This window comes from Alicycliphilus sp. T452 (assembly GCF_054512775.1).
Window position 1 is genome coordinate 51,761 of sequence record NZ_JBTNEH010000011.1, and the last position, 22,029, is coordinate 73,789.

Annotated in this window: 26 protein-coding genes; 23 read left to right on the plus strand and 3 right to left on the minus strand. The window is 69.9% G+C overall.

The window, feature by feature from the left end:
- Positions 1–16 precede the first annotated feature (16 nt).
- The 4 genes from gmhB (at position 17) to ACX12L_RS11670 (ending at position 2,729) form a co-directional block, all read left to right on the plus strand.
- Positions 17–592: a D-glycero-beta-D-manno-heptose 1,7-bisphosphate 7-phosphatase gene (gene gmhB / locus ACX12L_RS11655; RefSeq protein WP_459262713.1), complete on the plus strand. Its 576-nt coding sequence runs from the start codon at positions 17–19 to the stop codon at positions 590–592.
- 85 nt (positions 593–677) lie between these two features.
- Positions 678–1,433 carry a lysophospholipid acyltransferase family protein gene (locus ACX12L_RS11660; protein ID WP_459262714.1) on the plus strand — a complete coding sequence of 252 codons (756 nt, stop codon included), beginning with the start codon at positions 678–680 and terminating at the stop codon, positions 1,431–1,433.
- 2 nt (positions 1,434–1,435) lie between these two features.
- Positions 1,436–2,248, plus strand: coding sequence for a M48 family metallopeptidase (locus ACX12L_RS11665; RefSeq protein WP_459262715.1), 813 nt, complete (start codon positions 1,436–1,438; stop codon positions 2,246–2,248).
- A 49-nt stretch (positions 2,249–2,297) separates the two neighbouring features.
- Positions 2,298–2,729: a rhodanese-like domain-containing protein gene (locus ACX12L_RS11670; protein WP_459262716.1), complete on the plus strand. Its 432-nt coding sequence runs from the start codon at positions 2,298–2,300 to the stop codon at positions 2,727–2,729.
- Positions 2,730–2,783: 54 nt separating this feature from the next.
- On the opposite strand, the gene lysM is transcribed toward ACX12L_RS11670, so the two are convergent.
- Positions 2,784–3,272 carry a peptidoglycan-binding protein LysM gene (gene lysM, locus ACX12L_RS11675; protein WP_459262717.1) on the minus strand — a complete coding sequence of 163 codons (489 nt, stop codon included), beginning with the start codon at positions 3,270–3,272 and terminating at the stop codon, positions 2,784–2,786.
- Positions 3,273–3,413: 141 nt separating this feature from the next.
- Here lysM and ACX12L_RS11680 point away from each other — a divergent pair, with 141 nt between their 5' ends.
- Positions 3,414–4,190, plus strand: coding sequence for a type III pantothenate kinase (locus ACX12L_RS11680; protein ID WP_459262718.1), 777 nt, complete (start codon positions 3,414–3,416; stop codon positions 4,188–4,190).
- A gap of 3 nt (positions 4,191–4,193) precedes the next feature.
- Here ACX12L_RS11680 and ACX12L_RS11685 read toward each other — a convergent pair whose 3' ends face one another.
- On the minus strand, positions 4,194–4,910 hold the full coding sequence (locus ACX12L_RS11685; RefSeq protein ID WP_459262719.1) for a TetR/AcrR family transcriptional regulator: 717 nt from the start codon (positions 4,908–4,910) through the stop codon (positions 4,194–4,196).
- Positions 4,911–5,071: 161 nt separating this feature from the next.
- On the minus strand, positions 5,072–5,518 hold the full coding sequence (locus tag ACX12L_RS11690; RefSeq protein WP_459262720.1) for a phasin family protein: 447 nt from the start codon (positions 5,516–5,518) through the stop codon (positions 5,072–5,074).
- Positions 5,519–5,690: 172 nt separating this feature from the next.
- On the opposite strand from ACX12L_RS11690, the gene rfbB reads away from it, so the two are divergent.
- The 18 genes from rfbB (at position 5,691) to ACX12L_RS11780 (ending at position 21,970) form a co-directional block, all read left to right on the plus strand.
- Entirely contained in the window at positions 5,691–6,752 is a 1,062-nt protein-coding gene (gene rfbB / locus ACX12L_RS11695; RefSeq protein WP_459262721.1) for a dTDP-glucose 4,6-dehydratase, read from the plus strand.
- Positions 6,749–7,627: a dTDP-4-dehydrorhamnose reductase gene (rfbD, locus tag ACX12L_RS11700; RefSeq protein ID WP_459262722.1), complete on the plus strand. Its 879-nt coding sequence runs from the start codon at positions 6,749–6,751 to the stop codon at positions 7,625–7,627. Before rfbB ends, rfbD begins: the two co-directional genes overlap by 4 nt.
- 8 nt (positions 7,628–7,635) lie before the next feature.
- Positions 7,636–8,523 (plus strand): glucose-1-phosphate thymidylyltransferase RfbA, encoded by an 888-nt coding sequence (gene rfbA / locus ACX12L_RS11705; protein ID WP_459262724.1) that lies wholly within the window; start codon positions 7,636–7,638, stop codon positions 8,521–8,523.
- Positions 8,520–9,065 (plus strand): dTDP-4-dehydrorhamnose 3,5-epimerase, encoded by a 546-nt coding sequence (gene rfbC / locus ACX12L_RS11710; RefSeq protein ID WP_459262725.1) that lies wholly within the window; start codon positions 8,520–8,522, stop codon positions 9,063–9,065. Before rfbA ends, rfbC begins: the two co-directional genes overlap by 4 nt.
- A gap of 50 nt (positions 9,066–9,115) precedes the next feature.
- Entirely contained in the window at positions 9,116–10,237 is a 1,122-nt protein-coding gene (locus tag ACX12L_RS11715; RefSeq protein WP_459262803.1) for a DUF1972 domain-containing protein, read from the plus strand.
- Positions 10,234–11,145, plus strand: a complete 912-nt coding sequence (locus ACX12L_RS11720) for a glycosyltransferase family 2 protein (protein ID WP_459262726.1) — start codon at positions 10,234–10,236, stop codon at positions 11,143–11,145. The genes ACX12L_RS11715 and ACX12L_RS11720 overlap by 4 nt, the downstream gene beginning before the upstream one ends.
- 7 nt (positions 11,146–11,152) lie before the next feature.
- Positions 11,153–12,856 (plus strand): GspE/PulE family protein, encoded by a 1,704-nt coding sequence (locus tag ACX12L_RS11725; RefSeq protein ID WP_459262727.1) that lies wholly within the window; start codon positions 11,153–11,155, stop codon positions 12,854–12,856.
- A complete protein-coding gene (locus ACX12L_RS11730; RefSeq protein ID WP_459262728.1) occupies positions 12,849–14,060 on the plus strand; it encodes a type II secretion system F family protein in 1,212 nt (403 codons plus the stop codon). The genes ACX12L_RS11725 and ACX12L_RS11730 overlap by 8 nt, the downstream gene beginning before the upstream one ends.
- Before the next feature lie 26 nt (positions 14,061–14,086).
- Positions 14,087–14,527 carry a type II secretion system major pseudopilin GspG gene (gene gspG, locus ACX12L_RS11735; protein WP_459262729.1) on the plus strand — a complete coding sequence of 147 codons (441 nt, stop codon included), beginning with the start codon at positions 14,087–14,089 and terminating at the stop codon, positions 14,525–14,527.
- A 29-nt stretch (positions 14,528–14,556) separates the two neighbouring features.
- Positions 14,557–15,039, plus strand: a complete 483-nt coding sequence (locus ACX12L_RS11740; RefSeq protein ID WP_459262730.1) for a prepilin-type N-terminal cleavage/methylation domain-containing protein — start codon at positions 14,557–14,559, stop codon at positions 15,037–15,039.
- The gene (locus ACX12L_RS11745; protein WP_459262731.1) at positions 15,036–15,437 is read left to right on the plus strand and encodes a type IV pilus modification PilV family protein; all 402 of its coding nucleotides are present in this window, start codon (positions 15,036–15,038) and stop codon (positions 15,435–15,437) included. Before ACX12L_RS11740 ends, ACX12L_RS11745 begins: the two co-directional genes overlap by 4 nt.
- Positions 15,434–16,045 (plus strand): prepilin-type N-terminal cleavage/methylation domain-containing protein, encoded by a 612-nt coding sequence (locus ACX12L_RS11750; RefSeq protein WP_459262732.1) that lies wholly within the window; start codon positions 15,434–15,436, stop codon positions 16,043–16,045. The genes ACX12L_RS11745 and ACX12L_RS11750 overlap by 4 nt, the downstream gene beginning before the upstream one ends.
- On the plus strand, positions 16,042–16,953 hold the full coding sequence (locus ACX12L_RS11755) for a type II secretion system minor pseudopilin (protein WP_459262733.1): 912 nt from the start codon (positions 16,042–16,044) through the stop codon (positions 16,951–16,953). The genes ACX12L_RS11750 and ACX12L_RS11755 overlap by 4 nt, the downstream gene beginning before the upstream one ends.
- On the plus strand, positions 16,950–17,963 hold the full coding sequence (locus ACX12L_RS11760; protein ID WP_459262734.1) for a PilN domain-containing protein: 1,014 nt from the start codon (positions 16,950–16,952) through the stop codon (positions 17,961–17,963). The genes ACX12L_RS11755 and ACX12L_RS11760 overlap by 4 nt, the downstream gene beginning before the upstream one ends.
- On the plus strand, positions 17,960–18,508 hold the full coding sequence (gspM, locus tag ACX12L_RS11765; protein WP_459262735.1) for a type II secretion system protein GspM: 549 nt from the start codon (positions 17,960–17,962) through the stop codon (positions 18,506–18,508). Before ACX12L_RS11760 ends, gspM begins: the two co-directional genes overlap by 4 nt.
- The gene (locus tag ACX12L_RS11770) at positions 18,505–18,990 is read left to right on the plus strand and encodes a hypothetical protein (RefSeq protein WP_459262736.1); all 486 of its coding nucleotides are present in this window, start codon (positions 18,505–18,507) and stop codon (positions 18,988–18,990) included. Before gspM ends, ACX12L_RS11770 begins: the two co-directional genes overlap by 4 nt.
- Before the next feature lie 32 nt (positions 18,991–19,022).
- Positions 19,023–21,452, plus strand: coding sequence for a type II secretion system secretin GspD (gene gspD, locus ACX12L_RS11775; RefSeq protein WP_459262737.1), 2,430 nt, complete (start codon positions 19,023–19,025; stop codon positions 21,450–21,452).
- Between the two features lie 65 nt (positions 21,453–21,517).
- Positions 21,518–21,970, plus strand: coding sequence for a hypothetical protein (locus ACX12L_RS11780; protein ID WP_459262738.1), 453 nt, complete (start codon positions 21,518–21,520; stop codon positions 21,968–21,970).
- Positions 21,971–22,029 lie beyond the last annotated feature (59 nt).

A 22,029-nucleotide genomic window follows, 5' to 3' on the forward strand; every position in this document is an offset into this window, starting at 1 on the left:
CCGGGATAATCGCGCCATGAAACTCGCCATCCTCGACCGCGACGGAACCCTGAACGCCCTGGGCGACGGCTTCATCGCCTCGCCGGACGACTGGGTGCCGCTGCCCGGCGCGCTGGAGGCCGTGGCGCGCCTGAACCATGCCGGCTGGCACGTGGTGGTGGCCACCAACCAGCCGGGCCTGGGCCGCGGCCTGTTCGACGCCCAGACCCTGGTGGCCATCCACGCCAAGATGCACCGCCAGCTCGCCGCCCTGGGCGGGCGCATCGACGCGGTGTTCTACTGCCCGCATGCCGAGGGCGAGGCCTGCCAGTGCCGCAAGCCCGCGCCCGGGCTCATCGAGCAGATCTGCGAGCGCTATGGCGTGGAGGGCGAAGAGATCCTGGTGGCCGGCAGCTGCCTGGCCCACCTGCAGGCCGCCACCGACCTGGGCGCGCAGCTGCACATGGTGTGCACGGGCCGCTCGGCCCACCTGGACCCGCGCCGGCCCCTGCCGCCGGGCTGGCCCCCCGGCACGCGCGCCCATGCCAGCCTGGGGGCGCTGGTGGACTTCATCGCGCCGCAGGACGGCGCCGCGCTGCCGGTGGTGGCGTGAGCAGCCTGCAAGCTATCGAATCAAGAGCTGCCAGCGCTTGCCCCATGGGCGCTGGAGGCCAAAAACACTCAAAAACCACCCATCCATGGCACTGATCCGTTCCCTCGTCCACCTGCTGGTGATGATCGTCACCGTCGTCCCCTACACCTGCGGCATCCTGCTGGTGCGCGTGCTGGGCGGCAGCCCGGCGGCGCGCTACCGCGTGGCGCGCGCGTGGCTCGCGCTGTGCGTGGACTCGGCGCGCTGGCTGCTGGGCATACGCGCGCACATCACGGGCATGGAGCACCTGCCGCAGGACCCGAAGCAGGGCGTGGTGCTGCTGGTCAAGCACCAGTCCACCTACGAGACCTTCCTCATGCCGGCCATCATGCCGCACCCCCTGGCCTACGTGTTCAAGAAGGAACTGCTGCGCATCCCGTTCTTCGGCTGGTCCATCGGCAGCCTGGACATGATCCACATCGACCGCAAGCACGGCTCGCGCGCCTTCCACAAGGTGGTGGAGCAGGGCAAGCGCCTGCTGGCCCAGGGCACCTGGGTCATCATGTTCCCCGAGGGCACGCGCGTGGCGCGCGGCCAGGCGGGCGAGTACAAGAGCGGCGCCACGCGCCTGGCCATCATGGCCGGCGTGCCGGTGGTGCCGATCGCCGTGACCTCGGGCAGATGCTGGCCGCGCAAGGCCCTGGTCAAGCGCGCCGGCGTGGTCGACGTGTCCATCGGCCAGCCCATCCCCACCACGGGCCGCAAGCACGAGGAGCTGATGGCCGAGGTCGAGGCCTGGATCGAGTCCGAGATGCGCCGCCTCGACCCCGAGGCCTACCCGGCGGCAGCCACGCCGCGCTGAGCATGCGGCCCTTCGTGCAGCTGGCGCTGGACCTGCTGGGCGGCGGCGCCCCCGCCGCCCCGGCTCCCGCACCCACCTCCGTGCACGCTCCCGGCACGAGGCGCCAGCTGCGCCTGGGCGACGCCGTCGTGCCCTACACCCTGCAGCGCGCGCGCCGGCGCTCCATAGGCTTCACCGTGGGGCCGGACGGCCTGGCCGTGCGCGCACCCGCCTGGGTCACGCTGGCCGCGGTGGACGCCGCGCTGCAGGACAAGGCCGGCTGGATCGTGCGCAAGCTCGGCGAGCAGCAGGCGCGCCGCCGGCAGCAGGAGGCCGCGCGCATCGCCTGGGGCCCCGGCGCCGTGCTGCCCTACCTGGGCGCGCCGCTGACCGTGGTGCTCGCCCATGGCCGGGTGGCGCGCGGCGGCGTGCTGGTGCAGGACGCGGGTGAACTACGCCTGCCCCTGGCGCATGGCGCCGCGCCCGGGCAGGTGCGCGACGCCGTGCAGGCCTGGCTGATGCGCGACGCGCGCCGGCGCTTCACCGAGCGGCTGGACCATTTCGCGCCCCTGCTGGGCGTGCGCTGGACGCAGCTGCGCCTGTCCAGCGCCCGCACGCGCTGGGGCAGCGCGCGCACGGGCGGCGCCATCAGCCTGAACTGGCGCCTCATGCACTACCGCCCGGCCATCATCGACTACGTGGTCGCGCACGAGCTCTCGCACCTGCGCGTGATGGACCACAGCCCGCGCTTCTGGAGCGTGGTGGAAAGCGTCGTGCCCGACTACGCCGCGCTGCGCCGCAGCCTGCGCGAACTGCCCGCGCCGCCCTGGGACTGATCGGGCCTCATCCGGGAAAGAAGGCGCGGAAATCAGCCAGAATATCCGCATGAGCACGCACACCACCTTGCCCAACCACCCCCTGCCCGCCGACGGCTACGCGGGCGACGTAAGCCCCCAACTGGCCTGGCAATGGGTGCGCGCGGGCGACGCGGTCCTGGTGGACGTGCGCAGCGATGCCGAGCGCGACTGGGTGGGCTTCGTGCCCGGCGCCGTGGCCGTCGCCTGGAAGCAATGGCCGGGCATGCTGCCCAACCCCGGCTTCGACGCGCAGATCCGCGCCGCCGTGCCGCCCGGCGCCAGGGCGGTGCTGCTGTGCCGCAGCGGCGTGCGCTCGGTGGATGCGGCCCGGCGCGCGGCCGAGCTGGGCATCACGGCCTACAACATCCTGGAAGGCTTCGAGGGCAGCCTCGACGAGAACGGCCAGCGCAACCACAGGGGCGGCTGGCGCTTCCACGGCCTGCCCTGGCGGCAGGGCTGATACGGCTTCGCAACCAATAAAGATAACTGCGTTGCTTCGCCTTGCCGATGGGGCTTATCGCGGCAGCGGCGGAATGCGCAGCTTCTGCCCCGGGTAGATCTTGTCGGGGTGGTTCAGCATGGGCTTGTTGGCCTCGAAGATCACCGGGTACTTGTTGGCGTCGCCATAGAACTTCTTGGCGATGGCGCTGAGCGTGTCGCCGCGCACCACGTCGTGGTACTGGGCCTCGGGCTCGGGGTTGGCCACCGTCATGTGGTTCTCGACGCTGGTCACGCTGGCCACGTTGCCGCAGCACAGGGTCACCTTCTCCTTGGCTGCCTGCGTGGGCGCCGTGCCCGTCACGGTCACCTTGCCCTCGGGGCCCTCGAAGGCCACCTGCAGGCCGCTCACGCCCAGGTTCTGCGTGGCGATGTAAGCCTCTATGGCCTTGCCCGCGCGGGCGTTGAGCTCGGCCTGCGTGGGCGCCGCCGCGCCGGCCGCCTGCGCCGGGCTGCCGCCGAACAGCTTTTCGCCTGCTTCCTTGATGAATGTGAACAGACCCATGGATTGCTCCTTTCGGTTGCTGGAAACGATGATTCTCGGTTGAATGTAACGCGTGGCGCATGGGCAGGGCATGGGCGGCGCCACCATTGACAATTCTTCGCATTTGCCGTGCCGGCAGAAAAACTCAGGATAATCCGCCCCATGACTTTTCTGGCCATTGATGTGGGCAACTCCCGCCTGAAGTGGGCGCTGTACGACGCGGCGCGGCCCGGTGCCGCGATGCGCGCCCATGGCGTGGAATTCCTGGACCATATCGAGCGCCTGTCCGAAGGGCCCTGGGCGAGCATGCCCGCGCCCACGCACATGCTCGGCTGCGTGGTGGCGGGCGACGCGGTCAAGCGCCGCGTGGTCGAGCAGATGGAGCTGTGGGACGTGCCCGCGCGCTGGGTCGTGCCCTCGCAGGAGGAGGCCGGCGTGGTCAATGGCTACGACCATCCCACGCGCCTGGGCGCCGACCGCTGGGTGGCCATGATCGGCGCGCGCCACCGCCTGCTGGCGCAGGGGCCGGCGCGGCCGTTGATCCTGGCCATGGTGGGCACGGCCGTCACGGTGGAGGCGCTGGACACGAGCGGGCGCTTTCTCGGCGGCCTGATCGTGCCGGGCCACGGCATCATGCTGCGCTCGCTCGAAAGCGGCACCGCCGGCCTGCACGTGCCCACGGGCGAGGTGCGCCTGTTCCCCTCCAACACCAGCGACGCGCTGACCAGCGGCGGCACCTATGCCATTGCCGGCGCGGTCGAGCGCATGTACCAGCACCTGCTGCAGCACTGCGGCCAGGAGCCCGTGTGCATGATGACCGGCGGCGCGGGCTGGAAGATGGCGCCCAGCATGGCGCGGCCCTTCGAGCTGGTGGAAAACCTGATCTTCGACGGCCTGCTGGAGATCGCCTCGCGCCGCTTCGCCGCCGTGGGGGCCTGACCTTCAGCCCTCGCCCCGGCCCTCTGCTGGGGGCGCAATGCCAGGGCCGCCGCCACTTGCCTCCCCCCCGTCATAGGCCTGCGCCAGCCGCGCCAGATGTGCGCGCTGCGCCGGCTCCAGGTACGGCATGAGCAGCCCCAGCACATGGTGCGCGCCGCGCAGCAGCGCCGCCTGGGCGCTTTCGGGCTCCATGGCGCGGCGCGGGTCGCCCACGTACTCGAAGCAGAGCCAGTAGGTCAGCACCACCACCATGCAGGTGGCGGTGGCCTGCAGGTCGTCCTCGTGGTCCATGCGCAGCGCGCCGCCGCGCCGCATGGCGGCCAGCAGGGCGCGCATGGCGGCCACCTTGGCATGCAGCACGCCGGGAAACTGCGTCTCCAGCAGGCGGTTGCGCGACAGCAGGTTGTTCAGGTCGCGGTAGAGGAAGCGGTACTGCCAGATCAGCTCGAACAGCCGGTGCATGAAGAACCACGCGTCCTCCACGTCGGCCGCATCGCCGCCAGCCTGCAGCAGCCCGCCCAGTGCGCCGTCGTACTGCGTGAACAGCGCATTGACGATCTCGTCCTTGGCGCGGTAGTGGTAGTAGAGATTGCCGGAGCTGATGCCCAGCTCCGCGGCAATGGAGGCGGTGGAGACGTGGGGCTCGCCAAAGCGGTTGAACAGCGCCAGGCTGGCCTCGAGAATGCGCTCGGCGGTGCGGCGGGGGGCCTTGCGTGCCATGGGCTGTCTCCTCCCATAGATGGCGACGGGCGGGGTGTCGCGGTGTGCCCACTCTACCTCAGGCGGCCATTGCGCGCACGTATTTTTCGATAGCGGAAAATGCCGGATAGGCAAGGGGCTGCGGGGCCAGTTGGCCAGAGGGCCGCCTGCCTCATCCTGCTTCAATCCTCATCGTCCGCGGCGCCCGTCTTGCGCCGGCCCTGCAGCCGGCGCAGTTCTGCCTCCAGGGCATCCACGCGCTCCTGCAGCGCCTGCATGTCCTGCGCCGTGGGCATGCCCAGGCGCTGCAGGGCCTTGGCCACGCGCTGCTCGAAGATGCCCTCCAGCCGGTCCCATTGGCCGGCGGCGCGCTCGCCCAGGTCCGAGGCCAGGTGGCCCATGCGCTGGGCGGCCTCGCCCAGGTGTTCCTCGGCGGCGCTCTGGGTCTTGCGCTGCAGGGCCTGGCCTTCGCGCACCAGGGCCTCGAAGACCTTGCCGCCTTCCTCCTGCGCCTTGGCGAAGGCCCCCAGGCCGGCCAGCCAGATCTGCTGGGCCGACTCGCGCGCCATGCGCGGCAGTTCGTGGGCGGGGTGGGGGGCGTCGTCGTCGTCGCGGGGCGGGCGTGGCATGGTGGCTCCTTGGCTCGTCGTGGAACAGGCATTGTGTGCAATGGCTGCGGCGCCGGCATAGGCGGGCGGCCCTAATCCGGATCGGACAGATGGTTACGCCCTGCCATGGGCCAATGGGATAATCCCGTGCTTTGCCCCTGCGGCACAGGCACATCTGGCAAGAGAACCCATCATGATTCTGGTCACCGGCGGCGCCGGCTTCATCGGCGCCAACTTCGTGCTCGACTGGCTGGCCGGCTCCGACGAGCCGGTGGTCAATCTGGACAAGCTCACCTACGCGGGCAACCTGCACAACCTGGACGGCCTGTCGGGCGACGCGCGCCACATCTTCGTGCAGGGCGACATCGGCGACGGCGCCCTGGTCTCCCGCCTGCTGGCTGGGCATCGCCCGCGTGCCATCGTCAACTTCGCCGCCGAATCGCACGTGGACCGCTCCATCCACGGCCCGGAAGACTTCATCCAGACCAACGTGGTCGGCACCTTCAGGCTTCTGGAGGCTGCAAGGCACTACTGGCAAGCGCTGCCAGCTACAGAAAAAGAAGCGTTCCGGTTCCTCCACGTGAGCACCGACGAGGTCTACGGCACCCTGGCGCCCAGCGCCCCGGCCTTCACCGAGGCGCACGGCTACGAGCCCAACAGCCCCTACAGCGCCAGCAAGGCCGCCAGCGACCACCTGGTGCGCGCCTGGCACCACACCTACGGCCTGCCCGTGCTCACCACCAACTGCAGCAACAACTACGGCCCGCTGCACTTCCCCGAGAAGCTCATCCCGCTGATGATCGTCAACGCCCTGGCCGGCAAGAGCCTGCCGGTGTACGGCGACGGCATGCAGGTGCGCGACTGGCTGTACGTCAAGGACCACTGCAGCGCCATCCGCCGCGTGCTCGAAGCAGGGCGCCTGGGCGAGACCTACAACGTCGGCGGCTGGAACGAGAAGCCCAACATCGGGATCGTCAAGACCGTCTGCGCGCTGCTCGACGAACTGCGCCCGCGCGCCGACGGCCAGAGCTACGCCACGCAGATCACCCACGTGCAGGACCGCCCCGGCCACGACCGCCGCTACGCCATCGACGCGCGCAAGATCGAGCGCGAACTTGCCTGGCGCCCGGCCGAGACCTTCGAGACCGGCATCCGCAAGACCGTGCAGTGGTACCTGGACAACCCGCAATGGGTGCAGCAGGTGCAGAGCGGCGCCTACCGCGACTGGGTTGCCAAGCAATACGCATCCGCATGAACATCCTGCTACTCGGCAAGAACGGCCAGGTCGGCTGGGAACTGCAGCGCAGCCTCGCCGTACTGGGCCAGGTCACGGCCCTGGGCCATGACGAAGCCGACTTCACCCAGCCCCAGGCCGTGGCGCAGGCCGTGCGCGCCCTGTGCCCCGACGCCATCGTCAACGCCGCCGCCCACACCGCCGTGGACAAGGCCGAGAGCGAGCCCGAGCGCGCCCGCCTGCTCAACGCCACCACCCCCGGCGTGCTCGCCGAAGAGGCCGCCAGGCTGGGCGCCTGGCTCGTCCACTACAGCACCGACTACGTCTTCGACGGCAGCGGCAGCCGCCCCTGGCGCGAAACCGACGCCCCCGCGCCCCTGTCCGTCTACGGCGCCACCAAGCTGGAGGGCGAACGCCTGATCCAGCAGTCGGGCTGCCGCCACCTCATCCTGCGCACCAGCTGGGTCTACGCCGCGCGCGGCGGCAACTTCGCCAAGACCATGCTGCGCCTGGCGCAGGAGCGCGAACGCCTGACGGTGATCGACGACCAGTGGGGCGCCCCCACCGGGGCCGACCTGCTGGCCGACGTGACGGCCCACGCCATCCGCCACCTGCAGCAGCGCCCGCAGGACGGCGGCCTGTACCATTGCGTGGCCGGCGGGGAAACCACCTGGCATTCCTATGCAAAATACGTGGTAGAGCACGCCAGGCAAGCGCAGCCAGCTATCAATATCAAAGCAATGGAGATTGCGCCCGTACCCACCAGCGCCTTCCCCACGCCGGCCAGGCGCCCGCACAACTCGCGCCTGGACACCGCCAGGCTGCAGGCCGCCTTCGGCCTGCGGCTCCCGCCCTGGCAGCAGGGCGTGGCGCGCATGCTCACCGAAATCCTGTGACACACCCCATGACGACACGCAAAGGCATCATCCTCGCCGGCGGCTCCGGCACCCGGCTGCACCCGGCCACGCTGGCGATCAGCAAGCAGCTGCTGCCGGTGTACGACAAGCCCATGGTCTACTACCCGCTCAGCACCCTGATGCTCGCGGGCATCCGCGACATCCTCGTCATCAGCACGCCGCAGGACACGCCGCGCTTCGCGCAATTGCTGGGCGACGGCGGCCAGTGGGGCGTGAACCTGCAGTACGCCGTGCAGCCCAGCCCGGATGGGCTGGCGCAGGCCTTCCTGATCGGCGAGCAATTCCTGGCGGGCAGCCCCAGCGCCCTGGTGCTGGGCGACAACATTTTCTACGGGCACGACCTCCAGCCTCTGCTGCAGACCGCCAATGCCCGGGCCAGCGGCGCCACCGTGTTCGCCTACCACGTCCAGGATCCGGAGCGCTACGGCGTGGTTGCCTTCGACGCGGCGGGCAAGGCCACCAGCATCGAGGAAAAGCCCCAGGCGCCGCAATCCAACTACGCGGTCACGGGCCTGTACTTCTACGACGGCCAGGTGGTCGACATCGCCAAGGCCGTCAAGCCCAGCGCCCGCGGCGAGCTGGAGATCACCAGCGTCAACCAGGCCTACCTGGAGCAGGGCCGGCTCACCGTCCAGACGATGGGCCGCGGCTACGCCTGGCTCGACACCGGCACGCACGAGAGCCTGCTGGAGGCCGGCCAGTTCATCGCCACCCTGGAAAACCGCCAGGGCCTGAAGATCGCCTGCCCCGAGGAAATCGCCTGGCGCCATGGCTGGATCGACGCCGCCCACCTGGAACGGCTGGCCCAGCCCCTGGCCAAGAACGGCTACGGCCAATACCTGCAGCGCCTGCTGAAAGAAAAGGTCTACCGATGAAGGCCACACGCCTGTCCATTCCCGATGTCGTCCTGATCGAGCCCAAGGTCTTCGGCGACGCGCGCGGCTTCTTTTTCGAAAGCTTCAACCAGAAGGCCTTCGACGAGGCCACCGGCACCCATTTCCAGTTCGTGCAGGACAACCACAGCCGCTCCAGCAAGGGCGTGCTGCGCGGCCTGCACTATCAAATCCAGCAGCCCCAGGGCAAGCTCGTGCGCGTGGTGCGCGGCGCGGTGTGGGATGTGGCGGTGGACATCCGCAGAAACTCGCCCACCTTCGGGCGCTGGGTGGGCGCGGAGCTGTCCGAGGACAACCAGCGCCAGCTGTGGGTGCCGCCGGGCTTTGCGCACGGCTTCGTGGTGCTCAGCGAATCGGCGGATTTCCTCTACAAGACCACCGACTACTACGCGCCGCAGCACGAGCGCTGCATCGCGTGGAACGATGCGCAGCTGGCCATCGCGTGGCCCTATGGGGGGGAGCCTGTGCTGTCCGCCAAGGACCAGGCGGGTAAGGCGCTGGCAGAGGCGGAGCTTTGCATCTGAACGCTGCTGCTCCAATCGACACTGCGCCAGACCGATCGCTGAACCTGGCGTTGCTGGGCACGCGCGGGATTCCCGCTGGCTATGGCGGGTTTGAAACCTTTGCACAGCAGCTGGCGGTGCGCCTGGTACAGCGCGGCCACAAGGTCACCGTCTACGCAGAGGCCGACCGACCCGGACTGCCCGACACCTGGTTCGAGGGCGTGCGCATACGGCACATACCGCGCCCACGTTGGGGCGCGGCGTCGATACTGGGCTATGACTGGCGTTGCCTGCACGATGCGCGCCGGGGCTACGATTTGCTGTACATGCTGGGCTATGGCGCGGCCTGGGCCTGCTGGTGGAACCGCAAAGTTCTGGGGCAGAAGGTCTGGCTCAACGTCGATGGCCTGGAGTGGGCCCGCAGCAAATGGGGACGCTTGGCGCGGGCCTACCTGCGCGCCATGGAGTGGGTGTCGTCGCGTGCTCCCACGCGGGTGCTGGCGGATGCGCAGGCCATCGCCGACCGGTATGCCCGCCTCTACCCGCGGGGCGTTCCCTGCAGCTTCATCGCCTACGGCGCCGAACTGCCCGCCGTTTCCTCCCGGGCATCGCACGATCTGTCCCGCTGGAACCTGCGGACCGGGGAATACGTCCTGGTCGTGGCGCGGCCCGAACCCGAGAACCATGTGCTCGAGATCGTCGAAGGCCATGCCCGCTGGGGAGGAGATTGGCCGCTGGTGGTCGTCGGCGATGTCCGGCCCGTGACCCCGTACCAGAAGCGGTTGCTGGCGCTGGCCGGCGACAAGGTGCGCTTCATCGGCGGGGTGTACGACGCGGGCCTGTTGACGGGCTTGCGCATGGGGGCAGGCTGCCATGTGCACGGGCATTCGGTCGGGGGCACGAACCCCTCGCTGCTCGAGGCGCTCGCCTGCGGCAACGTGGTCGTTGCGCATGACAACCCCTTCAACCGCGAGGTGGCGCGAGATGCCGCGCATTATTTCCAGACGAGCCAGCAGCTGGCCGAGGCCCTGGAGCGGGTGCGTGCGCTGACTGCGCCCGCGCGGCAGGCCGTGGCCGCGCGCGCGCGCGGCATCGTGGCGCAGCACTACACCTGGGACTCGATCGCCGCGCAGTATGAGAACCTCATGCACGCCGAATGCGCGGGCATCGCCGCGGGGGGCTTGCATCGATGAGTGCGGCATCCTGCGTCCATGCCGTGGTGGTGTCCTACCGCAGCGATCCCCAGCGCCTGGTCCGGCAGTTTGACCGGCTGCTGGAGCAGGTGAGCGCCATCGTGTGGGTGGACAACGCGTCCGGGGACGGCCTGCGCGCGCTGGCGAGCCGCTGGCCTGCCGAGCGCCTGCATGCCATCTGGCTTGGCGACAACCAGGGCATTGGCGCGGCGCAGAACCGGGGCATGGAGCGTGCGTTGGCGCTCGGCGCCTCGCATGTGCTGTTGATGGATGACGACAGCCTGCCCGCGCCCGACATGGTGCCCCGCCTGCTGGCCGCGCTGGCCGCGCACCCCCAGGCCGCGGCCGTGGGGGCGTGCCACGTCGATCCGCGTCGCGAGACCGGGCGCACGCCCTTCAGCGTGGTGGCCGGGGGGCGGCTGCGCTGGCTGGCGTGTTCCGATGCCCGGCAGGTCTGGGAGGTGGACCATGTGATCGCCTCCGGCTGCCTGATCCCCGCACCCGCGCTGCAGGCGGTCGGCTGGATGCGGGAAGATTTCTTCATCGACTGGGTGGACACCGAATGGTGTCTGCGCGCCCGGGACAGGGGCTACCGGATCTATGGCGTGTGCGCGGCGCTGCTGGAACACACCCTGGGCGACAGGGTGGTGCGGGTGCTGGGGCGGGAAATCCCTTGGCATGCGCCGTGGCGGCATTACTATCAGGCCCGCAATTTCGTGCTCATGCTCCGCTCTCGCCAGATGGGCCATGTGTCCAAATCGCATATGACGTTCCGTCAGCTGAAGCGTTTCATCGTGTTTTCCACCTTGGTACCCGGACGCTGGCAATATTTCAAGATGTGGCTGCGTGGGCTCCTGCACGGCTGCCAGGGGCGCTCCGGGCTGGTGGTGCCTCCAGGGAGCAGGTGAATCTCCGATGAACAATGACGACATGAATGCACAGGAACCGCGCCAGAAGCTGGGGGAAATCCTGCTGGCTGGGCAAAAGCTCTCGCGCAACGACCTCGAGCGCGCGCTGGAGGTGCAGCGCTCCATGGGCGGCCGCCTGGGCCGCCTGCTGCTCAGCCTCGGGCTGGTGTCCGAGGCCGACGTCTGCGCCGCGCTCGCGTACCAGGCGGGCCTGCCCCTGGTGCGCCAGGAAGCCTTCCCGCAGGACCGGCCCGAGCTGGGGCAGCTCAACACCAGCTTTCTGCTGTCCAACCATGTGCTTCCCCTGGGGCCGGTGGACGGCCAGGCGCCGCTGCCGGATTTCGTCGCGGCCGACCCGCAGGACCCGGCGATGCAGGCCGCGCTGCGCCTGGTGTTCGGCCAGGTGCCGGGGCTGGCCTTCGGGCTCGAATCGGAGATCGCGGCGCGGCTGCAGCAGTGGTTCGTGCAGGATGAGCTGCCGCCCGAGGAGCAGGAGGGCCAGGCCTATGGCGCCTCCGAATTCATCGAGCACCTGCGCGACATGGCCTCCGAGGCCCCCATCATCCAGCGCGTCAACCAGATCCTTGCACAGGCCGTGGGCGCCAAGGCGTCGGACATCCACATCGAGACCTATGAGGAAAAGTCGGTGGTGCGCATCCGCGTGGACGGCGAGATCTTCCCCATCGACGACATCGACAACAAGGATGCGCCGGCCATCGTTTCGCGCATCAAGATCCTCTCGCAGCTCGACATCGCCGAGCGGCGCATGCCCCAGGACGGGCGCACCAAGATCCGCGTGCATGGCAAGGAAATGGACGTGCGCGTCTCCACCGTGCCCACGGCGTTCGGCGAATCGGTGGTGATGCGCCTGCTCGAGAAGAACTTCGACCTGCTGTCGCTGCAAAGCCTGCACTTCACGCCGCCCACGCTGGCCGCCATGCGCCAGTTGCTGGCCGTGCCGCACGGCATCCTGCTCGTGACCGGGCCCACGGGTTCGGGCAAATCCACCACGCTGTACGCGTCGATGCAGGAGCTGGAGGGCCAGAACCTCAAGATCCTCACCGTCGAAGACCCCGTGGAATACCGCCTGCCCTGGCTCAACCAGGTGCAGGTGCAGCCCCAGATCGGCCTGACCTTCGCCCAGGTACTGCGCGCCTTCCTGCGCCAGGACCCCGACGTCATCATGATTGGCGAGATGCGCGACGGCGAGACTGCCGAAATCGCCGTGCAGGCCGCGCTCACCGGCCACCTGGTGCTGTCCACGCTGCACACCAACAGCGCCATGGGGGCCATCGTGCGCCTGATCAACATGGGGGTCGAGCCTTACCTCATCACCGCCTCGGTCGTCGGCGTGCTGGCCCAGCGCCTGGTGCGCCAGCTCTGCGGCGACTGCAAGCAGCCGCTGCCTGCCGAGCAGGCCCGCGCCGCCACGGCGTCGCTGGGCGTCGCGCCCACGGGCGAGGCCACCCTGTACAAGCCCGTGGGCTGCGCCAGCTGCCGCAACACCGGCTACCGGGGGCGCATTGCCATCCACGAACTGCTGCGGCTCACCGACGAGGTCAAGCAACTGGTGCTCGAACGCGGCACGGCTGTGAGCGGTGTGCAGGGCGCCTACGTCGGCGGGAACTTGCTGCAGGACGGCGCAACCAAGGTCTTTTCGGGCTTGACCACGGCCGAAGAAGTGCTGCGCGTCGCACGTCAACATGATTGAATTCCACTACGCCGGAACCCTCGCCGATGGCAAACCCTGCCAGGGCTCGATTCGCGCCAGCGATGCGCAAGCGGCCCGCCTGCGCTTGCTCGGCCAGGGCATCACGCCCGTGCGCCTGCAGGGCGGCGATGCGGCCGCCACGCCCGGGGGGGCGGGCGAACGGCAGGCCGTGCGGCTCAAGCGTAGCGACGTGCTGCTGTTCACCCGTGAAATGGCCCACCTCAAGCAGGCCAACATGCCGCTGGACAAGGCCCTGGCCATGCTGCGCGAAACGGCGGGCAACGAACGCATCAAAGCCTTTCTCGCCAGGGTGCAGGAAGAGGTGCGCGGCGGCAAGTCCCTGTACCAGTCCCTGCAGCCCTTCGAGCGCGACCTGGGGCGCCAGTACCTGGTGCTCATCCGTGCGGGCGAGGCCTCGGGGGCGCTGCACACCATCCTGCAGGAGCTGACGACCCAGCTCGAGGCCGACGACAAGCTGCGCAACTACATCATCTCCTCCATGACCTACCCGGTCATCCTGCTGGTCGTGGCGGTGCTGTCCGTGATCCTGCTGCTGGCCTTCGTGGTGCCGCAGTTCCGCCAGATCTTCGACTCCATGGGCGACGCGCTGCCTTACGCCACCCAGCTTGTGCTGCAGGCCAGCGACTTCGTGCGCGGCCACTGGATGGCGCTGCTGCTGGGCCTGGCCATCACGGCCCTGCTACTCTCGCGTTGGGCCGGCACGGCGGCGGGGCGCAGGCGGATCGACGCCGCCGTGCTCTCCATCCCGCTCATGGGCAAGGTGCTGCGCAACCTGCAGTTCGCGCTGTACTTCCGCACCTTCGGCGTGCTGCTGCAGCGCGGCGTACCCCTGGTGGACGCCCTGCGCATCGCTATCGACACCCTCACCAACCAGGCGCTGCGCCAGGACATGGAACCGTTGGTGGCGGTGGTCAAGACCGGCCAGCGCCTGTCCTCGGGCCTGGATTCGCCGCATTTCGCGGGTACCAGCACGCCGCAGCTCATCCGCGTGGCGGAAGAAACCGGCCAGCTGGGCAGCACGGTGCTGAGCCTGGCTGCGCGCTATGAAGACGAGGGCCGGCGCACCATGGGCCGCGTGCTCGCCACCATGGAGCCCCTCATCATCATCGTCCTGGGCGCTCTGGTCGCCTTCATCATCGTCGCCATCCTGGGCGGCGTACTGTCGATCAACGACACCATCTGAAAACCATCCCTCGAAGGAAGCATCCCATGCATTTCGCAACCACCCTCCGCACCCCGCCGCAGGCGCGCCGCGCGCGCGGCTTCACCCTGATCGAGCTGCTCGTCGTCCTGGTCATCCTCACGCTGCTCGCAGGACTCGTGGGCCCCAGGGTGCTCGACCAGCTCGGCGGCGCCAAGGCCAAGACGGCGCGCGTGCAGATCGGCGAGATGGAGCAGGCCATTGACCTGTTCAAGCTCGACGTGGGCCGCTACCCTAACGACGCCGAAGGCCTGCGCGCCCTGGTCGAGCGTCCCGCCACGGTGCAGGGCTGGAACGGCCCTTACCTCAAGAAGGGCCTGCCCGTCGATCCCTGGGGCGCAGCCTACCAGTACAAATTCCCCGGCCGCCACGGCGGCCCCGACATCTTCTCCCTCGGTGCCGACGGCAAGCCCGGTGGCGAGAGCGATAACGCCGACATCTACAACTGACGCGCGGCCACTGAGCGTTGGGTGAGCGCATGCGCCTTCGAACGCCTCGGCCATGGGGCAGGCACCGGGGCTTCACGCTGCTGGAGTTACTGGTCGTGCTGGTGCTCGCCGGCATCGCGGTGGCGGTGGTCGGCGGCAGCGCACAGGCCTACATGGAGCGCGCCCGCTACCACCAGACCGTGCGCGACCTGGCCAGCCAGCTCGGCCGCGCGCGCGCGCTGTGCATGCAGCAGGGGCGCCAGATTATCGTGTCCTACGTGCCGCAGAGCCGCCAGTTGAACGTCGACGGTCAGGCCGTGCTCGATATTCCCGCATCGCTTGCCGTGCGCTGGGAGGGCTTGGCGCAGGCCCCGCGGCAGCAGGACGCGGCCGGCCAGCCGGTGTTCGTGTTCAACGCCGAGGGCGGTGCCCGGGGCGGGCAGATCCAGGTGTCGCGTGGCGCGCAGGGCGTGCTGTTCAGCGTCAACTGGTTGCTGGGCACCGTGCAGCAGACGGTGGTGGCGGCGCCATGAACACCCGGCGCGCGCGCGGCTTGCGCGGTTTCAGCCTGCTGGAGGCATTGGTGGCCATGGCCATTGCGTCGATCGCCTTCGCCGTGCTCTACCGCACGGTCGGGCAGAGCTCGCTCAACGCCACCACGGTCGAGTCGCGCGCCGAAGCCGCCCTGGTGGCACGCTCGGTGCTCGCCTCCGCCATCTTTGCCGAAGACTTGGTGCAGCACCCCGAGGGGCAGTCGGGTCCATGGCAATGGTCGGTGCAGGTGCAGCCGGAACAGGTGGCCGTGCACGCGCCGGGTGCGCGCCAGGCTCCGCCGCCGCTGCAGGCCGCGCGCGTGGAGCTCACCGTCGCGCGCGATGGCCGGCCCGTGCTGGCCTGGACCAGCTGGAAACCCTACCGCGCCGCGCCATGACCCGCCCCACGCCCTCGCGCCAGCGCGGCTTCACCCTGCTGGAACTCCTGATCGCCCTGGCCGTGACCATCGCCGTGGTCGGCCTGGTGTTCGCGGGCTTTGGCGTCATCGGCCGCAGTCAGGAACGCAGCCAGCAGCTCGTTGACCGCAGCGAACGCATGCTCCAGGTGGGCCAATGGCTGGGCCGCAAGTTCGACACCCTGCGACTGCTCAGCCACGGCCAGGATGGGCAATTCGTACTCTTCTTCAGCGGCAGCGCCGCCGGAGCCCTGTGGGTCTCGCCCCTGCCCGAACGCGGCGACGCCGGCGGCTTGTACGTGCTGCGCGCCTCACCGTTGCGCCACGACGACGGGCGGGTGGACCTGGCCATCGAGGCGCTGCCCTACGACGGCGCCCTGATGGCGCTGGACTGGGCGCGCGCCGAGCGCGAAATACTGCTGCCCGACGTGCGCACCCTGCAGTGGTACTACCAGGACGGTGCCACGGGGCAGTGGCTCCAGCAATGGGACGCCAGCCGCGCCGGCTATCCTGCGCGCATCCGCCTGGCCCTGGGGGATGCCCGGGGCGATTGGCCCGAGCTGGTCTTCGCCCTGGCGAGGGCGCAATGAAGAGGTACGCAAGCGCCCAGCGTGGCGCCGCCCTGGTGCTGGTGCTGTGGCTCGTGGCCGCGCTCTCGCTGACCGTGCTCGCGGGGGCCCGCGGCATACGCCAGCAGACCCAGCGTGCTGCCTTCGACCTGGAGCGTCTGCGCATCGAGCCCGTGCTCGATGCGGCGCGCCAACTCGCTGTGCAAAGCCTGCTGAAGGAGGGCGGCCAGGCGCGCGGCTACCGTACCTGGCAACTGCAGCTGGGGCCCTATGGCGTGGCGCTGGAGATCGTCCCCTCGGGCGGGCTGGTGGACGTCAACGTCGCCAGCGACGCCCTGCTGTTGGCCCTGCTGCAAAAGGTCGGCGGCCTCACACCCGGCGAGGCTGCCATCATGGCCTCGCGCATCCGGGACTACATCGACCCCGACGACCAGCCCGGCGGCATCGGCGGCGCCGAGGCGCCCCAGTACCGCGCCGCCGGCTGGCCCGTGCTGCCGCGCAACGGCCCCGTGGACGACCTCTCCGAACTGCGCATGGTGCTCGGAATGAGCCCGGAGCTGTATGAGATAATTTCGCCCTATTTGGGTATCAATGGGCAGCAACGCATCGAGATCGATGCCGCGCCTCCCGCGCTGATCGACGCGCTCACGGGCCAGCCCGGCCTGGGGGCGCAGATCCAATCATCCCCCCCCGAAATGCGCGTCGGCGCCCTCCTGTCCGGTGCGGCGGCGCAGATTTTCGCCACGGCACGCGCAGGTGGCGGCACTGTCAAGGTGCGCGCCATGGTGCAAACCGATCAGGGGCACTGGTGGCAGCGCGAGGCATGGGTGGACCTGAGCACACGCCCTGACTCGTTGACGCCCTGGACCACGCTCTCGCTCGAGCCCACGCGCCGTATGAACCCGCCACCACAGGAAACCCATCCATGACCGCCAGGGAGCAGTTCAACCGCCGTCTGGAGGCGGTGTTCGACCGGCTTGCCTGGGGCTTCGGCGACGCCCGGCGCATGCTGGTCGAGCGCGGCCTGTGGCCCGCGGCCGCGCCCGTGTTCGCGGCACCCGATGGTGCGTGCTTTTGCGTTGCCGCCACCCGGCTGCGCCCGGCAGGCGGCAAACGCAGGCCCCAGGGCCTGCTCGTGCCCGAGGGCGACAGCCTGTGGGGCAGCCTGCAACTGCCTGACATGCCCCGGCGCCAGCTCGGCCAGGCCGTGCAGGAGGCTCTGTGGCGCGTCAGCCCGCTGCCGCCCGACCAGATCTGGTGCGCCTGGCACGCCACGCCCCAGGCCCAGGGCGGCTGGGGCGTCGAATGGGGCGCCTGCCGCCGCGACCAGCAGGGCGAGGTCCTGTCGCGTCTCGGGCTGCCCGCGGATGCCCCGCTCTACCTGGCACGTGCCGGCCATGCCCTGCCCGTGCACGGCCCCGGGTGGCCGGCACGGCAAAGGCGTCAGCGCTGGCTCGATACCCTGGCCCTGCTCGGGGTGCTGCTCCTGGCCGCTGCGCTGGCCGTGCCCGCGCTCATGCCCCTGGCGCTCAAGCGCCAGGCCGTCGTGCGCGCCGTGGCGCATGTGAGCGAGCTCGAACCCAAGGCCGCCCCGCTGCGCCCGCAACTCGATGAGCTGCGCCAGCAGGCTGGCGTGGCCGAGAGCCTGCGCCAGGCCGCGGCCAGCGCCGACCTGCCCCTGGCCAGCGTCGTCGAGGCGCTGTCCGAGGCACTGCCCGACGACAGCTGGCTCGAGCGCGTCGAAATCAGCGGCAGCGACATCCGCATCACCGGGGTCGCGGGCAACGCCGGCGACCTTGCCGCGCGCCTGGGCCGCCACGGCGGTTTTGTCGAGGTGCGCGCCTCCGCCGCCAGCGTGCGCGACAACGCGCTGGGCAAGGAGCGCTTCACCTTCGAGATGCGCTGGCGCCCATCCCAAGCCGAAGGAGGCAAGCCATGAACGTCTGGACACGCCGGGCCCTGGTCGCCGCGCTGCTGTGCGTGCTGGCCCTGCTGGCCGGCGCGGGGCTGGCCTACCGCGCGCTCTGGAGCCGCTACGACAGCGGCTTGTCGCTGCTCGAAGCGCGCAGCGAGCGCATCGACGGCCTGGTCGGCGCCGGCCCCGAGATCGCCTCGCGCCTCGAATCCGCGCGCCAGGCCGTCGCGCCCTGGCTGCACCCGGCCGGCGAGAACGCCGCCAACGACGCGCAGCAGCGCCTACGCGAACTCATCAACGCCTCGGGCAACACCCTGGTGTCGTCCCAGGTGGCGCTGGAGCCCGGCGCCGAAGGCCGGCTCGCCAGCGTGCGCCTCACGGCCACCCTGACCGGCGACTGGCCCCGGCTCGTGCGTTTCATGCAGGACCTGCAGGCGCGCACGCCGCCGTTCTGGGTGCGCTCCGCCAGCCTCGCGCGCGAAGGCGCCAACACTCCGGGGGCGGCGCAGACCGCCCGCCTCACCCTGCAGCTGGCGGCGCCCCTGGCGCCGGAAAAGGGGCAGCCATGATCCGCCCATGGCACTTTGCCCCCCTGCTGGCCGGCGCCGCGCTGGCTGCCGGCGCCTACTGGTGGCTCGCCGAAAAAGACCTCTGGCAGCCTCCGCCGGCACGCATGCCCGAACTGCCCCAGCTCGTGCCCCTGCCGCAGCCCGTGCGCGCCACGGTCCGAGAGACTCTGGTGCGGCCGCCGCTGTGGGCTTCGCGCCGTCCGGTCGAGGCCGACGGCAAGAAAGGCGGCATGGAACAGGAAATCAACCAGTCGCGCCTGACGGCCGTATTCGAATCGGGCAGGCAGCGCATCGCGCTGCTGCAGCGCCCTGACGGCAGTCCCCTCAAGCTCACGTCCGACACCAAACCCTGGCGCCTTGAATCCTTCGACGGCCGCAAGGCCCTGTTCGTGAGCGAGGACGGCACCCAGCGCGTCGAGCGGCCCCTGGAGGCCGGCAGCGGCGCTCCCAAGCGCGCGCGCGCCGCCGCAGGCAGGCCCTGAACGAGACACAGCACACACGGAGTCCATCCCCTATGAACATTCGGCCATCCCTCCTCGTACTGGCCCTGCTCGCCGCAGGCTGTGCCAGCACGAATGGCACGCCGGGCACGGCCCGAGCTACGGCGGACGCGAACCCTGCCCAGCCCCCGCTCGCGCGCGCCAAGGAGCAGACCGTGGCCCCGCAGGGCCAGGGCGACCAGGCGGACAACGCGGACCAACCCGGCAAGCCCGAGCCCGCGCCGCAGGCCAAGGCTGCCGGCACCAAGCTCTACCCCGGCAACGACCAGCTGTTCAAGCGTGACCTGGCGCCGCCCAAGGACCCCGTGCTCGCGCGTGGCGACCGCGTCAGCCTCAATTTCGAGAACGTCTCCGTCGCGGGCCTGGCCCAGGCCCTGCTGGGCGACCTGCTAAAGCTCAACTACACCGTGGACGCTGGCGGCGACACCGTCGTGAGCCTGCGCACCAGCCAGCCCTTGCTGCGCAGCCAGGTGCTCGACGTGCTCGACACCGTGCTGCTGCCGCACGACCTGGCGATCGTGCGCGACAACGTCGGTGTCTACCACGTTACCAAGCGCGCCGTCACCGTGGGCGCGCGTCCCGTCGTGGGCGCCTCCAAGTTCAAGGATCTGGCGGGCAGCGGCACCGTCATCGTGCCGCTCAACTACATTGCCGCCGCCGAAATGGCCAAGATCCTGGCCCCGCTGGCGCCGCGCGAGGCGATCGTCTACGTCGACAGTCTGCGCAACCTGCTGGTGCTGCAGGGCAGCAAGGCGCAGCTGGCCGGCTGGCTCGAAATGGTCGAAGCCTTCGACGTGGACTTCCTCGCCGGCATGTCGCTGGGCGTGTTCGTGCTCGAGAACGCCAACGTCAACGTCGTGCGCGACGCCCTGCAGGCCATGCTCGGCGCGGGCGGCGACAAGGCCGCCGACCCCTATGGCGGCAGCGCCGGCGCGGCCTCCGGCGCTACCGGTGCCGCCCCTGGCGGGGGGGCTGGCGCACAGTCTGCTGCGGCCGCCGGTGGCACGGCGCCGGGCGCAGGCCCCTTGAGCGGGCTCATCCGCGTGTTCCCGGTCGAGCGCCTGAACGCCCTGGTCGTGGTCACGCCGCGCAGCCACCTGCTGCCCCAGGTCGAAAGCTGGATCCGCCGCCTCGACCGGCCTACCGACACGCTCGAACCCCACCTGTTCGTCTACCCCGTGCAGAACGGCTCCGCCGTGCATCTGGCCGAAATGCTCAACGGCCTGTTCGGAGGCGGGGGTGCCGCTGCTGCCCGGTCCGGCGTGGCAGCGGGCAGCGCGCCCGCGCAATTCGGCGCCGCGACGTCCGCGCAGGGCGTGCAGCCGGGCATGGCGACGTCCATGACGTCCATGACATCCACGGCCACCACCGGCATGGCACAGGCGGGTGGCCTCACAGGTCCGGGCCTTGGCACCAGCCAAGGCTCCATGGCGCGGCCCGCGGGCGCCGCGGCCACGGGCCCGCAGCTGTCCACGGTGTCGCAACTCGAAGGCAATGTGCGCGTGGTCGCCGACGACAAGCGCAACGCCTTGCTCATCCGTGCGCCGCGTGCCGAATACCGCCGCATCGAACAGGCCTTGCGCGAACTCGACAAGGCCCCCACCCAGGTGCTCATCGAGGCCAGCATCGTCGAGGTCAGCCTCACCGGCAACCTCAAGTACGGCGTCGAATGGTTCATACAGAACAGCATGAGCAACGGCCGCACCGGCCAGGCCCTGCTTAACATGAACAATTCGGGCGACATAGGCCCGCAGCAGCCGGGCTTCTCCTACACCATCCTCAACAAGGCCGGCGCGGTGCGCGCCACGCTCAACGCGCTGGCTGCCAACTCACAGCTGCGCGTGCTCTCCAACCCCTCGGTGCTGGTGCTCGACAACCACAGTGCCACCATCCTCGTGGGCAAGCAGCAGCCCATCAAGCAGTCCACCACCGTCACCACGGGCAACCTGGTCACCGAGTCCATCGTCTACAAGGACACGGGCGTCATGCTCAGCGTCACGCCCTCGGTCAACGCCGGCGGCCTGATCACGCTGGACATCAACCAGCAGGTCACCGACGTGGGCGACGTGGACCAACCTACTGGCCAGCGCAGTTTCCTCACGCGCCAGATCCAGAGCCGCGTCGCCGTGCGCTCGGGTGACCCCATCGTGCTCGGCGGCGTCATGAGCGAAAACCAGTCCACCGGCAACAGCGGCGTGCCTGGCCTGCGCGACGTGCCGGTGCTCGGCGCCCTGTTCTCCACCGACACCACGACCAGCGCCCGCACCGAGCTGCTGGTCGTGCTCACCCCGCGCGCGCTGGAGGATGACGATGCCCTGCGCGCCGCCAGCGCCGAAATGCGCGACCGCATGCGCACCCTGTCGCTGCAGGGCCTGCTGGTGCCGGCCGATACGGCCAACAAGCCCGCAGGCACCGTGCCCCTGAAGCCCGAGCAGCCGCAGTAGGCCAACCCTTGCGCTCTGAGCCATTTGCGGCCGGGGCCTGCCCAATCCACTAGTCAGGAGAAGCCATGAAACCCTTGCACACCCACCGCCGCCGCCTGCTGTGGGCCCTGGCGCTGCCCGCCGCCGTCATGCTCACGCTGGCCGGCTGCGCCAGCACCCCCTCGCCCCAGGCTGACCGCGAGGCCCTATTGCAGCGCGCGCGCGAATACTGGGAGCTGTCGCGCAAGAACGACACCCTCAACGCATGGAAGTACGAGGCTGCATCCAAGGACCAAAGCATGACGCTGGAGGGCTACGTCAAGCGCGGCGGCATCGTCTACGACAGCGTCGAGGTGCTGGGCGTGCGCAGCCTGCAGGGCGACGAGGCCCGGATTGATGTGCGCATGCGCTACGGCGTGCCGCTGCTGCGCATAAAGAACATGGAAGCCGATACGCAGGACCAATGGCGCCGCATCGACGGCCTCTGGTACCACGTGCTGCCGCGCAGCAGCGCCTTCCCGGGTGAACGTAGGCAATGATGGGTTGTTGTTTTTTAACATCTGCATACACTGATGTTGTTTTATGTGCAGATTTTGTT